This window comes from Pseudomonas sp. Van50 (assembly GCF_055390755.1).
In genome coordinates, this window is record NZ_AP024343.1 from 2,109,341 (window position 1) to 2,121,920 (window position 12,580).

Sequence of the window (12,580 nt, forward strand, 5' to 3'; positions counted from 1 at the left end):
TTCAGCCGGCCCCGTACGTTCCTTTCATATCCTGGCTGCGCATGTGACGCAGCGAACCTCGAGCAAAGATGGAGAGACACCCATGACTTCAGTATTCGACCGCGAGGACATCGTCTTTCAGGTCGTGGTCAACCACGAAGAGCAATATTCGATCTGGCCAGACTACAAGGCCGTCCCCGAGGGCTGGCGTACCGTCGGTAAAAGCGGCTTCAAGAAGGAGTGCCTGGCCTACATCGAAGAAGTCTGGACCGACATGCGCCCGCTGAGCCTGCGCAAGAAAATGGACGAGCAGGCGGCTGCGACCCACTAAAATGTAGAGCCTGTGGCAGCAAGAAAGTTATCCACAGGAAGGCTGCGGGAGAATGCAAATCTTGCAGTCACATCAGAACCGCTGTGGGAGCGAGCTTGCTCGCGATAGCGGCGGATCGGCAATATCAATGCCGGCTGACACTCCGCAATCGCGAGCAAGCTCGCTCCCACAGAGGCCGGCCGGCGTTACCAGCTATTGCTCGATCAAAAAATCAATCAACGCCCGTGCCGCCGCCGGCAATTGCCGATGGGGCGGGTAGATGATTGAAAAGGGTCGGCTGCGCCCGCCAAAGTCCTCCAGCAAAGCCACCAGTTCCCCACGCTCGATTCGCTCCCGGACAATGAATTCATAGGTCTGGCAGATCCCCATCCCGGCCTGTGCCAGGGACACGATACCCAATACATCATCGGACACTTGCACATTGCCCGCCGGCAGCCATTCCCGGTCTTCATGATTGTCGCGAAACAGCCAGGGTGCGATGCGTCCGCTGCTGGGCATTACGAAGGGCAGGCAGGCGTGGGCAGCCAGTTCATCGACGTGCCGGGGCGTTCCGGCGCGCTGCAGGTAATGCGGCGCGGCCACCAGGCACAGTCGGGCGTCTTCGAGCTTGCGCCCGACCAGGCCGCTGTCCGGCAGCGGCCCAAGGCGGATCGCCAGGTCATACCCCTCGGCCACCAGATCGACATTGCGGTTGGTGATACTCAGCTCGACCCGAACTTGCGGGTAAGCTTCGGCGAAACGCGACAGCAGCGATGGCAGGCGGTAATGACCGTAGGTGGTCGGTACGCTCAAGCGCACACGACCGGTCAAGACACCGTCCTGGCCTTGGATTCGCCGCTCGGCGTCGTCAATCAGGGCAAAGGCCGAGCGCGACTGTTCCAGGTACAAGGTGCCGGCATCGGTCAGGTTCAGGCGCCGGGTCGTGCGTCGCAACAGTTGCACGCCGAGCCGGGCTTCGAGGCGGGAGATGGCGCGGCTCAGGACCGAAGGCGTAGTGCCCAGCGCCACGGCACCGGCGCTGAGCGTGCCTTTTTCCACGACCGTGACGAAGGCTTCCACGTCGGCCAGATAATCGAATCGACGGGCCATTGTTGCCTCCAGGGGCCAAGTGATGTTCCGGTGCGCCAGTTTATCGCCGGTGAACGCATCAATACAGTGAGCGCATCTTTTATCGAAACAGCCTGGAGTCATCATGAAAAAGCTCACGACCTTGGCAACGTCTGTCGTTCTGGCGGGTATTGGCGTCACGGCCCATGCCGATAACGTGCTGGTGGTCCTGTCGGATTCCGATCATCTGGATCTGAACAACGGCAAGGTTTTCCCCACCGGGTTTTACCTCAACGAATTGCTGCAACCGGTGAAGCTGTTGCTGGATGCCGGTCACCACGTGACGTTCGCCACCCCGGAGGGCAAGGCGCCGACGCTGGACCGGTCCTCGGTGGACAAGATGTACTTCAACAATGATCCGGCGGAGCTGGAGCGCTACCAGGCGTTGCTGGCTCAACTGAACATCACTTCGGCCAAGGACTCGCCGGTGATCAGCCTGGCCCGTGTCGAGCAGATCGGTCTGGAGCAGTTCGATGCCCTGTACATTCCCGGCGGGCATGCGCCCATGCAGGATTTGCTCACGAGCGCACCGCTGGGGCGGGTGTTGACGCACTTCCATGACAAGGGCAAGACCACCGCGCTGGTTTGCCACGGGCCGATCGCGTTGCTGTCGACCCTGCCTGATGCCAAGGGCTTCGTTGGTCAGTTGACTACCAAAGGCCAGGCCTCGGCCCCGTCGAATTGGATCTACGCCGGGTACAAAATGACCGTGATCAGCAATCAGGAAGAAGAACTGGCCAAGGGGCTGCTGGGCGGTGGGAGCATGAAATTCTACCCACAGACCGCGTTGCAGCAGGCTGGCGGGCAGTACAGCAGCAACACCACGCCGTGGACTGCCCATGTGGTGACGGATCGGGAATTGATTACCGGCCAGAACCCGGCGTCGGCGCTGGCGGTGGGGCAGGCGTTGGTTGAGCGGTTGAAACCATAGGCCGGAAGACTTCCCAACCCTTGTGGGAGCGAGCTTGCTCGCGATTGCGGCGGGTCAGCAAGATCAATGTTGGCTGACACTCCGTCATCGCGAGCAAGCTCGCTCCCACAGGTTTTCTGGCACACCGCCTGGTTATTTGAACCGCCGCTCCACCCCTTTCTCCACCAGGATCTTCGCCGAAATCTCTTCCACGGAAAAATGCGTGGAGTTGATATGGGGAATGTTCTCCCGCCGGAACAGGTTTTCCACCTCGCGCACTTCGAACTCGCACTGGGCGTAGCTTGAATAACGACTGTTGGGCTTGCGCTCGTTGCGGATTGCCGTGAGGCGGTCCGGGTCGATGGTCAGGCCGAACAGCTTGTGCTGGTGGGCGCGCAGGGCGCTGGGCAGTTGCAGGCGCTCCATGTCGTCTTCGGTCAGCGGATAGTTGGCCGCGCGGATGCCGAATTGCATCGCCATGTACAGGCACGTCGGTGTCTTACCACAACGCGACACGCCCACTAGGATCAGGTCGGCCTTGTCGTAATAATGCGTGCGGGCGCCGTCATCGTTGTCCAGCGCGAAGTTCACCGCCTCGATCCGCTCCATGTAGTTGGAGTTGTGGCCAATGGAATGGGACTTGCCGACCGAGTAGGAAGAGTGCTCGCTCAGTTCCTGTTCCAAGGGCGCCAGGAAGGTGGAAAAAATGTCGATCATGAAACCATTGGACGTTGCAAGAATCTCACGGATGTCCTGATTGACGATGGTATCGAAGATGATCGGGCGGAAACCGTCGGTTTCGGCGGCTTTATTGATTTGCTGTACCATGGCCCGCGCCTTGTCGACGCTGTCGATGTACGGACGTATGAATTTGGCGAAGGTAATGTTTTCGAACTGTGCCAACAGGCTCTGGCCTAGCGTTTCGGCCGTGATGCCGGTGCCGTCGGAGATAAAGAAAGCAGATCGTTTCATTTGCGCCTTGGGCCTTAAGCTAGTGAGCTAGTGACGATTCTTGGATATGATAGGCGCGATTTGCCGGCCGCCAGTGGCCCGCATTCTCACTTATTTTCCAGGTCCAGGCCATATCGCCGGCAAGCGCTCCCCTGGAGCCGCCGGTGCCTTGAGCTTTTCCAACACAGTTAGTGGAGAGATCACCTTGGTAGAGTACGTAGTTTCCCTCGATAAGCTCGGCGTCCATGATGTGGAGCATGTGGGGGGCAAGAACGCATCCCTGGGCGAGATGATCAGCAACCTCGCCGGTGCCGGCGTATCGGTGCCAGGTGGCTTCGCCACGACCGCCCAGGCTTATCGTGATTTCCTGGAACTGAGCGGCCTGAACAAGCAGATCCACGATGCGCTCGATGCCCTGGACGTCGATGACGTCAACGCCCTGGCCAAGACCGGTGCCCAGATCCGTCAATGGATCATGGAAGCCGAGTTCCCCGAGAAACTGAACGCCGAGATCCGCACCGCTTTCGCCAAGCTGTCCGAAGGCAATCCCGATATCGCCGTCGCCGTGCGTTCCTCGGCCACCGCCGAAGACCTGCCGGATGCCTCCTTCGCCGGCCAGCAGGAAACCTTCCTGAACATCCGTGGCGTGGAAAACGTCATCCGTGCCGCCAAGGAAGTCTTCGCCTCCCTTTTCAACGACCGTGCCATTTCCTACCGCGTGCACCAGGGCTTCGACCACAAGCTGGTCGCCCTGTCCGCCGGTGTGCAGCGCATGGTCCGCTCCGAAACCGGCACCGCCGGCGTGATGTTCACCCTCGACACCGAGTCCGGCTTCCGTGACGTGGTGTTCATCACCGGCGCCTACGGCCTGGGTGAAACCGTCGTGCAGGGCGCGGTGAACCCGGATGAGTTCTACGTTCACAAGGGCACGCTGCAAGCCGGTCGCCCGGCCATCCTGCGCCGCAACCTGGGCAGCAAGGCCATCAAGATGATCTACGGCGACGAAGCCAAGGCCGGTCGCTCGGTGAAGACCGTCGACGTGGACAAGGCCGAGCGCGCGCGTTTCTGCCTGAGCGACGCCGAGGTCAGCGAGCTGGCCAAGCAGGCAATGATCATCGAGCAGCACTACAAGTGCCCGATGGACATCGAGTGGGCCAAGGACGGTGACGACGGCAAGCTGTATATCGTGCAGGCCCGTCCGGAAACCGTGAAAAGCCGCACCCAGGCCAACGTCATGGAGCGCTACCTGCTCAAGGAAACCGGCACCGTGCTGGTGGAAGGCCGGGCCATTGGCCAGCGCATCGGCGCGGGCAAGGTACGGATCATCAAGGACGTCTCGGAGATGGACAAGGTCCAGGCCGGCGACGTACTGGTCTCCGACATGACCGACCCGGACTGGGAACCGGTGATGAAGCGCGCCAGCGCCATCGTCACCAACCGCGGCGGGCGTACCTGCCACGCGGCGATCATCGCCCGTGAACTGGGGATCCCGGCCGTGGTGGGTTGCGGCAACGCCACCCAACTGCTCAAGGATGGCCAGGGCGTGACCGTTTCCTGCGCCGAAGGCGATACCGGCTACATCTTCGAGGGCGAACTGGGCTTCGACATCAAGAAGAACTCCGTGGACGCCATGCCGGAGCTGCCGTTCAAGATCATGATGAACGTCGGCAACCCGGACCGCGCCTTCGACTTCGCGCAGTTGCCGAACGCCGGTGTGGGCCTGGCCCGCCTGGAGTTCATCATCAACCGCATGATCGGCGTGCACCCCAAGGCACTGCTGAACTACGACGGCCTGCCCCAGGAAATCAAGGACAGCGTCGACAAGCGCATTGCCGGCTACGACGATCCGGTCGGTTTCTACGTCGAGAAGCTGGTGGAAGGCATCAGCACCCTGGCGGCGGCGTTCTGGCCGAAAAAGGTCATCGTGCGCCTGTCGGACTTCAAGTCCAACGAATACGCCAACCTGATCGGCGGCAAGCTCTACGAGCCGGAAGAAGAGAACCCGATGCTGGGCTTCCGTGGTGCGTCGCGCTACATCAGCGAATCGTTCCGCGACTGCTTCGAGCTCGAGTGCCGCGCCCTCAAGCGCGTGCGCAACGAGATGGGCCTGACCAACGTCGAGATCATGGTGCCGTTCGTGCGGACCCTGGGCGAAGCGAGCCAGGTCGTCGACCTGCTGGCGGAAAACGGCCTGGCCCGTGGCGACAATGGCCTGCGCGTGATCATGATGTGCGAATTGCCGTCCAACGCCATCCTGGCTGAAGAGTTCCTCGAGTTCTTCGACGGTTTCTCCATCGGTTCCAACGACCTGACCCAGCTGACCCTGGGCCTGGACCGCGATTCCGGGATCATCGCCCACCTGTTCGACGAGCGGAACCCGGCGGTCAAGAAGCTGCTGGCCAATGCCATCGCCGCCTGCAACAAGGCCGGCAAGTACATCGGCATCTGCGGCCAGGGGCCTTCGGACCACCCGGACCTGGCCAAGTGGCTGATGGAGCAGGGCATCGAAAGCGTTTCGTTGAACCCCGACTCGGTGCTGGAAACCTGGTTCTTCCTGGCCGAGGGTCAGGCGGCGGTCTGATCGAGTGAAGGGACCTCACCGGTAATGTAAGCCGGGTAACCTTTGTGGGAGCGAGCTTGCTCGCGATAGCGGAGTGTCAGCCAAGATTATTTTGCTGATCCACCGCAATCGCGAGCAAGCTCGCTCCCACAGTCGTCTTTTTTTGTGCAAGAAGATTATGCAAAGCAGCAGCAACCTTTTTCCTGTCGCCCTGATCAGCGCCGAGCGGCGCGGTGATCTGAGCGAAGATGTCTATCGCTTGAAACCCGGCAACAGCCCGGACTACAGCGTCGAACTGGCCGTGACGCGGCTGGGCATGGCCGACGCGGGTGAAACCCGTGGCGTCCCGGTGATCCTGTTGCACGGCAGTTTTTCCAACCGGCGCTTCTGGTATTCGCCCAAGGGCCTGGGCCTGGGGGCGTACCTGGCACGCCTGGGATTCGACGTGTGGATCCCCGAGATGCGCGGCCATGGGCTCTCCCAGCGCAACCAGGGCTATCGCCACAATCGAGTGGCCGACTATGCCCGCTACGACTTGCCGGCCATTGGCGCCTTCGTGCGTGAACAGAGCGGGCAGGTTCCCCACTGGATTGGTCATTCCCTGGGGGGCATCACCCTGGCGGCAGCCTTGGGCGGCCACTACCTGGGCGAGCCTGCCGTGGCGTCGGCGGCGTTTTTCGGCACCCAGGTCAGCCGCACCTACTGGCCGCTGAAAATTCCGCCGGTGGAATGGAGCGGTCGCTTCATTCTCAAGCGTTTTGCCCAGTTATCCGGCTCGAGGCTCAAGCGTGGCCCCGAGGACGAGCCTATCGGCCTGGCCCTGGAAAGTATGCGTTGGTACGGTTTGTTCGGGCGTTTCGGCGATGCCGAGAAGAACTGGTGGGCCGGGTTGGCCGATGTCCAGTTGCCGGTGCTGGCGGTGAGTGCCGCGGGTGATCACCAGGACCCGACCTGGGCTTGCCGCAAGCTTTTCGATCAGATCGGCTCCGTGCACAAGCAGTTTGTCTGCCTGGGCCGGAGACAGGGTTTCACTGACGATTTCGGTCATGTCGAGATGCTGGTCAGCAAGGCCGCCCACCTTGAGGTCTGGCCGTTGGTGGCGCGTTGGCTCGAGGATCAACAGGCCCCCCTGCTGGCAGAACAGCCCCAGTTGGCCGAGGCGGTTTGAGGCGAAGGCTCTGACAAGGGCATTTCGCTCTGGTCGGCTTGCGGCTAAGATATGACGCTTCAAGCAGTTCCAGTCACAAACGGTTGCTCATTCAGTCTGACGTTCCAGCCTTCCAGGAGTTGTTCGATGAACCATTACCTCACGCCCGACCTGTGCGACGCCTACCCGGAACTGGTGCAGGTGTTGGAACCGATGTTCAGCAATTTCGGTGGCCGCGATTCCTTCGGCGGCGAAATCGTGACCATCAAGTGCTTCGAGGACAACTCGCGGGTCAAGGAGCAGGTTGAACTCAAGGGCAACGGCAAGGTGCTGGTGGTCGACGGCGGCGGTTCCCTGCGCCGGGCACTGCTGGGGGACATGCTGGCGGAAAAAGCCGCGAAAAATGGCTGGGAAGGGCTGGTGATCTACGGTTGCATCCGCGACGTCGATGTCATCGCCCAGACCGACCTCGGGGTCCAGGCCCTGGCCAGCCATCCGATGAAGACCGACCGGCGTGGTGTCGGCGAGCTCAATGTGGCAGTGACCTTTGCCGGCGTGACGTTCCGCCCGGGCGAGTATGTCTACGCCGACAACAACGGCGTGATCGTTTCGCCAAGCCCGCTGAAAATGCCTGAATGAAGCGCTGCAGCCATAAGGGATGAGGATGTTCGAGGAAGAAAACGCGCAATGGGGGCTGGTGCATGCCCTGGTGCTGGACGGTAAAGGCGGCGCGCGTTCCATAGCCCGGACCGAACTCGACGATTTGCAGTTGCAGGCCCACGAAAGCCTGTGGCTGCACTGGGATCGCAGTCATCCGCAAACCCACACCTGGCTGCGCAAATCCAGCGGCCTGAGCGAATTCAACTGCGACCTGCTGCTCGAAGAGAACACCCGGCCGCGCTTGTTGCCGTTGCCCAACGCCGAACTGCTGCTGTTCCTGCGGGGGATCAACCTCAACCCGGGCGCCGAGCCGGAAGACATGGTGTCGGTACGGATCTTCGCGTCCGCCCAGCGGGTGATCTCCCTGCGCCTGCGTCCGTTGCGCGCCACCGATGAACTGTTGGCGCAACTGGCCGAGGGCAAGGGGCCGAAAACGGCCTCCGAACTCATCCTTTATATGGCGCAATACCTCACCAACAAGGTGCAGGACCTGGTCACTTGCCTGTCCGAAATCGTCGATGGCGAGGAAGAAAAGCTTGATACCGACGAACGGTATACCCCGAGCACGACGCCATTTTGCACATCCGTCGAAGGGCCGCCGGACTCAAGCGATTCCTGGCGCCACAGCGGGACATCTTCGGCCAGATGACGCGGCTCAAGCTGCCCTGGTTTTTCGATGACGACGGTGACTATTGGAACGAATTGAACAACAGCCTGACCCGTTACCTCGAGGAGCTGGAATTGACTCGAGAGCGCGTGGGGCTTGTGCTGGAGGCCGAAGACCGGCGCCTTTCGGTGCGCATGAACCGCACCATGTACCGCTTCGGCATCGTCACCGGGATTTTCCTGCCGATGAGTTTTCTCACCGGCCTTTTAGGTATCAACGTCGGCGGCATTCCGTTTTCCGAAAGCCCCTACGGTTTCATGGTCGCGTGCCTGCTGATGATCTGCGTGGCACTGGGGCAGTGGTGGTTGTTCCGCCGTTTGCGCTGGGTGTGACAGGGGTTTCATGTGACCCGACGAAATTTGATCGCGTCTTCCACAGACATCACGAGAGGTGCGTATGCACGATCCGTTTGAACAGTCTTTGCGCGACATGCTCAAGGCCTCGCCGTCCAGCCGGGACGACGATGCATGCCTGGGACGTGTACTGAAAACCGCCAACCGCCAGGTCGGCGCGGGCGATCTGTTCAGTCTGCTGGGCCGCTGGTTGCCCGCACTGATGATCGCCCTGAATAACGGATCGGCCCATGTCTCGCCGGTTTCCCGCCGTAAACCTGTTACTCGCACCGCTGATAAGGCTGATTGAATATGGAACTTGATCTCTGGACCCAGAGCCTCGTCACGGCAATGACTGCGTTGTGGACCAAGGTAGCCAACTTCATCCCGAACCTCTTCGGGGCGTTGGTGGTGCTGTTGTTGGGTTTTGTCGTGGCCAAGCTGCTGGACACGCTGCTGTCCAAGTTGCTCGCCAAGCTGGGCCTCGATCGCCTGATGGGCGGCACCGGCCTGACCAAGTTGCTGTCCCGTGGCGGCATCCAGGTGCCGATCTCGACCTTGGTCGGCAAGATCGTCTATTGGTTCGTATTGCTGATTTTCCTGGTTTCCGCAGCAGAATCCCTTGGCCTTGAGCGAGTTTCAGCTACGCTCGATATGCTTGCATTGTATTTGCCGAAGGTTTTTGGTGCTGCGCTGGTGTTGCTGGTGGGTGTCCTGCTGGCACAACTGGCCAATGGGCTGGTGCGCGGAGCGGCCGAAGGCGTCGGGCTGGACTATGCCGCTGGCGTGGGGCGTATCGCCCAGGGCCTGGTGATTATCATCAGTATTTCGGTGGCGATCAGCCAGTTGGAGGTCAAGACTGACCTGCTCAACCACGTGATCGTGATCGTATTGATTACCGTTGGTCTGGCGGTTGCGCTGGCAATGGGATTGGGAAGCCGGGAAATCGCCGGTCAGATTCTTGCGGGAATCTATGTGCGTGAATTGTATGAGGTTGGGCAACAAGTGCGTGTTGGCGAGGTCGAAGGCCAGATCGAGGAGATCGGCACGGTGAAAACCACATTGCTGACCGAGGAGGGCGAGTTGGTGTCGCTTTCCAATCGGATCCTGCTGGAACAGCATGTGAGTAGCCGCTAACCCGGCAAACCCTGCTAATGTATGCCGCCGCGAAATGCCTGCTACCACAGGCTGCGGCGCACATTGACCTAGACTGTCGGCCCGACTTGTTTTGAACAAACCCCAATCGCTATCCACGCGCTACGACCCCCGTGATCTCTCCGATGAGGAGTTGGTCGCGCGCGCGCATACGGAGCTGTTCCACGTAACACGCGCCTATGAAGAGTTGATGCGTCGCTACCAGAGAACTTTATTTAACGTTTGTGCGCGTTATCTCGGGAACGATCGTGATGCTGACGATGTCTGTCAGGAGGTGATGTTGAAGGTGCTGTATGGCCTGAAGAACTTCGAGGGGAAATCGAAGTTCAAGACCTGGCTCTACAGCATCACGTACAACGAATGCATCACGCAGTATCGCAAGGAACGGCGAAAGCGTCGCTTGATGGACGCGTTGAGCCTGGACCCTCTCGAGGAAGCGTCGGAAGATAAGGCGCCCAAGCCCGAGGAAAAGGGTGGACTCGATCGCTGGCTGGTCTATGTAAACCCGATCGACCGGGAAATTCTGGTGCTACGATTTGTCGCAGAGCTGGAATTCCAGGAGATCGCAGACATAATGCACATGGGTTTGAGCGCGACAAAAATGCGTTACAAGCGCGCTCTTGACAAATTGCGTGAGAAATTTGCGGGCATTGCTGAAACTTAGTTCGGCGCAAATATCTCTTACGTGTAGGCAAGTTCTGATAGACTTGCCGCCGAGTTGTCCCCCGGTTTGCGGGACTGCTTCACAATCACCAGATGGGGATTTAACGGATGAAACTGAAAAACACCTTGGGCTTTGCCATTGGTTCTTTGATTGCTGCCACTTCGTTCGGCGCTCTGGCACAAGGCCAAGGCGCAGTTGAAATCGAAGGCTTCGCCAAGAAAGAACAATTCGACAGCGCTCGTAACTTCAAGAACAACGGCAACCTGTTCGGCGGTTCGGTTGGTTACTTTCTGACCGACGACGTTGAACTGCGTCTGGCCTACGACGAAGTGCACAACGCACGTACCGACGACGGCACTAACGTCAAGGGCGCCAACACCGCTCTGGACGCCCTGTACCACTTCAACAACCCAGGCGACATGCTGCGTCCTTACGTTTCGGCCGGCTTCTCCGACCAGAGCATCGACCAGAATGGCAGCAACGGCCGTAACCGTTCTACCTTCGCCAACGTTGGTGGCGGCGCCAAGCTGTATTTCACCGAGAACTTCTACGCCCGTGCCGGCGTTGAAGCTCAGTACAACATCGACCAGGGCGACACCGAGTGGGCGCCAAGCGTTGGTATCGGTGTGAACTTCGGTGGCGGCTCCAAGCCTGCTGCTGCTCCAGTTCCAGCTCCGGCTGAAGTTTGCTCCGACAGCGACAACGACGGCGTGTGCGACAACGTCGACAAGTGCCCTGACACCCCAGCCAACGTAACCGTTGACGCTGATGGCTGCCCAGCAGTTGCCGAAGTCGTTCGTGTTGAGCTGGACGTCAAGTTCGACTTCGACAAGTCGGTCGTCAAGCCTAACAGCTACGGCGATATCAAGAACCTGGCTGACTTCATGAAGCAGTACCCATCCACCAGCACCACTGTTGAAGGTCACACTGACTCCGTCGGTCCTGACGCTTACAACCAGAAACTGTCCGAGCGTCGTGCAAACGCCGTTAAGCAAGTTCTGACCAACCAGTACGGTGTTGAATCGTCCCGCGTTCAGTCTGTTGGCTACGGCGAAACCCGCCCAGTTGCCGACAACGCCACTGAAGCTGGTCGTGCAGTTAACCGTCGCGTAGAAGCGCAGGTTGAAGCTCAAGCTAAGTAATTAGCCCACAGCTTTGGAAAAGCCCGGCCTAGGCCGGGCTTTTCTTTGCCTGGGATTTATTAAAATGAGGGGGGCGTTGCCGCAAGACCGTTGGTTAAACACAACACCTGTGGGAGCGAGCTTGCTCGCGATAGCGGTGTGTCAGCCAGTATTGATGCTGCTGACCCGACGCTATCGCGAGCAAGCTCGCTCCCACATTGGGTTGGGTGTTGTTTGTTACAGCGCCGAAGCCTGAACCCACGCAGGCTGTGATGCGGCCAGTTCGGCAGCACCGGCCACCGCGCCAATCACCAGGATCGCCGGGCTCTTGAGCTGGAAGGCGCTGGCATCGGCTTCCATCGAGGCCAGGTCGCTGCGGCAATCACGCTGGTGGGGCAGGGAGGCGTTTTCGATCATGGCCACGGGCGTGTTCGCCGCCAGGCCACCGGTCAGCAACTGCTCACGGATCTCGCTCAGTTTCGCCACGCCCATGTACACCACCAGCGTTGTGCCGCTTTGAGCCAAGGCTTGCCAGTTCAGGCTGCTACCGTCCTGGGTGTGGGCCGTGACGAGGGTCACGCCCCGGGCAATCCCGCGCAGGGTCAGTGGAATATCGCACTGGGTCGCCCCCGCGAGGCCGGCGGTGATGCCGTTGACCAGCTCCACCTCGACGCCATGCTCGCGCAACCACTGCGCTTCTTCGCCGCCGCGGCCGAAGATGCACGGGTCGCCGCCCTTGAGGCGCACCACGCATTTGCCCTGGCGGGCATAACGCAGCATCAGCCGATGAATGAAGGCCTGGGGGTGGAACGACAGCCACCGCGCTTGCCCACGGCAATGATGCGCGCAGCGGGGCAGTGCTCCAGCACCGCGGCATTGACCAGGTCGTCGATCAACACCACGTCGGCCTCGCCCAAGGCGCGCACGGCTTTGAGGGTCAGTAATTCAGGGTCACCGGGACCTGCACCCACCAGCCAGACTTTTGCGTTCATAGTG

The 12,580-nt window shown here is 60.3% G+C and carries 11 protein-coding genes and 2 pseudogenes; 10 read left to right on the forward strand and 3 right to left on the reverse strand.

The features are described 5' to 3' along the window. The first annotated feature begins 82 nt into the window (after nt 1-82). Nucleotides 83-310, forward strand: a complete 228-nt coding sequence (locus ACZ5M5_RS09305) for an MbtH family protein (protein WP_060738496.1) — start codon at nt 83-85, stop codon at nt 308-310. Between the two features lie 192 nt (nt 311-502). On the opposite strand, the gene ACZ5M5_RS09310 is transcribed toward ACZ5M5_RS09305, so the two are convergent. Then, nucleotides 503-1,399, reverse strand: coding sequence for a LysR family transcriptional regulator (locus ACZ5M5_RS09310; protein WP_103309716.1), 897 nt, complete (start codon nt 1,397-1,399; stop codon nt 503-505). Between the two features lie 103 nt (nt 1,400-1,502). On the opposite strand from ACZ5M5_RS09310, the gene ACZ5M5_RS09315 reads away from it, so the two are divergent. Then, the gene (locus ACZ5M5_RS09315; protein WP_464738920.1) at nt 1,503-2,348 is read left to right on the forward strand and encodes a type 1 glutamine amidotransferase domain-containing protein; all 846 of its coding nucleotides are present in this window, start codon (nt 1,503-1,505) and stop codon (nt 2,346-2,348) included. A gap of 132 nt (nt 2,349-2,480) precedes the next feature. On the opposite strand, the gene ppsR is transcribed toward ACZ5M5_RS09315, so the two are convergent. Further along, nucleotides 2,481-3,299 carry a posphoenolpyruvate synthetase regulatory kinase/phosphorylase PpsR gene (ppsR, locus tag ACZ5M5_RS09320; protein WP_003199510.1) on the reverse strand — a complete coding sequence of 273 codons (819 nt, stop codon included), beginning with the start codon at nt 3,297-3,299 and terminating at the stop codon, nt 2,481-2,483. Between the two features lie 184 nt (nt 3,300-3,483). Here ppsR and ppsA point away from each other — a divergent pair, with 184 nt between their 5' ends. From ppsA to ACZ5M5_RS09360, 8 genes and pseudogenes are all read left to right on the forward strand, one after another. Continuing rightward, entirely contained in the window at nt 3,484-5,859 is a 2,376-nt protein-coding gene (gene ppsA / locus ACZ5M5_RS09325; RefSeq protein WP_192259685.1) for a phosphoenolpyruvate synthase, read from the forward strand. A gap of 157 nt (nt 5,860-6,016) precedes the next feature. Further along, a complete protein-coding gene (locus ACZ5M5_RS09330; protein WP_060738492.1) occupies nt 6,017-7,006 on the forward strand; it encodes an alpha/beta fold hydrolase in 990 nt (329 codons plus the stop codon). Nucleotides 7,007-7,132: 126 nt separating this feature from the next. Then, on the forward strand, nt 7,133-7,624 hold the full coding sequence (gene rraA, locus ACZ5M5_RS09335) for a ribonuclease E activity regulator RraA (protein WP_060738491.1): 492 nt from the start codon (nt 7,133-7,135) through the stop codon (nt 7,622-7,624). Nucleotides 7,625-7,649: 25 nt separating this feature from the next. Further along, nucleotides 7,650-8,644 (forward strand): annotated as a pseudogene (locus tag ACZ5M5_RS09340) (zinc transporter ZntB). Between the two features lie 64 nt (nt 8,645-8,708). Next, nucleotides 8,709-8,954, forward strand: coding sequence for a hypothetical protein (locus tag ACZ5M5_RS09345; RefSeq protein ID WP_014337331.1), 246 nt, complete (start codon nt 8,709-8,711; stop codon nt 8,952-8,954). A gap of 2 nt (nt 8,955-8,956) precedes the next feature. After that, complete coding sequence (locus ACZ5M5_RS09350) at nt 8,957-9,781, forward strand: mechanosensitive ion channel family protein (RefSeq protein WP_003199523.1); 825 nt, start codon at nt 8,957-8,959, stop codon at nt 9,779-9,781. Between the two features lie 91 nt (nt 9,782-9,872). Then, the gene (sigX, locus tag ACZ5M5_RS09355) at nt 9,873-10,463 is read left to right on the forward strand and encodes an RNA polymerase sigma factor SigX (RefSeq protein ID WP_003183614.1); all 591 of its coding nucleotides are present in this window, start codon (nt 9,873-9,875) and stop codon (nt 10,461-10,463) included. Between the two features lie 107 nt (nt 10,464-10,570). Beyond that, on the forward strand, nt 10,571-11,605 hold the full coding sequence (locus ACZ5M5_RS09360) for an OmpA family protein (protein WP_060738489.1): 1,035 nt from the start codon (nt 10,571-10,573) through the stop codon (nt 11,603-11,605). 216 nt (nt 11,606-11,821) lie between these two features. On the opposite strand, the pseudogene cobA reads toward ACZ5M5_RS09360, so the two are convergent. Next, nucleotides 11,822-12,576 (reverse strand): annotated as a pseudogene (cobA, locus tag ACZ5M5_RS09365) (uroporphyrinogen-III C-methyltransferase). Nucleotides 12,577-12,580: the final 4 nt, after the last annotated feature.

Excerpts from the sequence above, each read along its gene's own strand:
- ACZ5M5_RS09360 (WP_060738489.1), top strand. The coding sequence starts at position 10,571 with ATGAAACTGAAAAACACCTTGGGCTTTGCCATTGGTTCTTTGATTGCT.
- rraA (WP_060738491.1), top strand. The coding sequence starts at position 7,133 with ATGAACCATTACCTCACGCCCGACCTGTGCGACGCCTACCCGGAACTG.
- ACZ5M5_RS09345 (WP_014337331.1), top strand. The coding sequence starts at position 8,709 with ATGCACGATCCGTTTGAACAGTCTTTGCGCGACATGCTCAAGGCCTCG.
- ppsR (WP_003199510.1), bottom strand. The coding sequence starts at position 3,299 with ATGAAACGATCTGCTTTCTTTATCTCCGACGGCACCGGCATCACGGCC.
- ACZ5M5_RS09310 (WP_103309716.1), bottom strand. The coding sequence starts at position 1,399 with ATGGCCCGTCGATTCGATTATCTGGCCGACGTGGAAGCCTTCGTCACG.
- ACZ5M5_RS09330 (WP_060738492.1), top strand. The coding sequence starts at position 6,017 with ATGCAAAGCAGCAGCAACCTTTTTCCTGTCGCCCTGATCAGCGCCGAG.
- ACZ5M5_RS09315 (WP_464738920.1), top strand. The coding sequence starts at position 1,503 with ATGAAAAAGCTCACGACCTTGGCAACGTCTGTCGTTCTGGCGGGTATT.
- ACZ5M5_RS09350 (WP_003199523.1), top strand. The coding sequence starts at position 8,957 with ATGGAACTTGATCTCTGGACCCAGAGCCTCGTCACGGCAATGACTGCG.
- ACZ5M5_RS09305 (WP_060738496.1), top strand. The coding sequence starts at position 83 with ATGACTTCAGTATTCGACCGCGAGGACATCGTCTTTCAGGTCGTGGTC.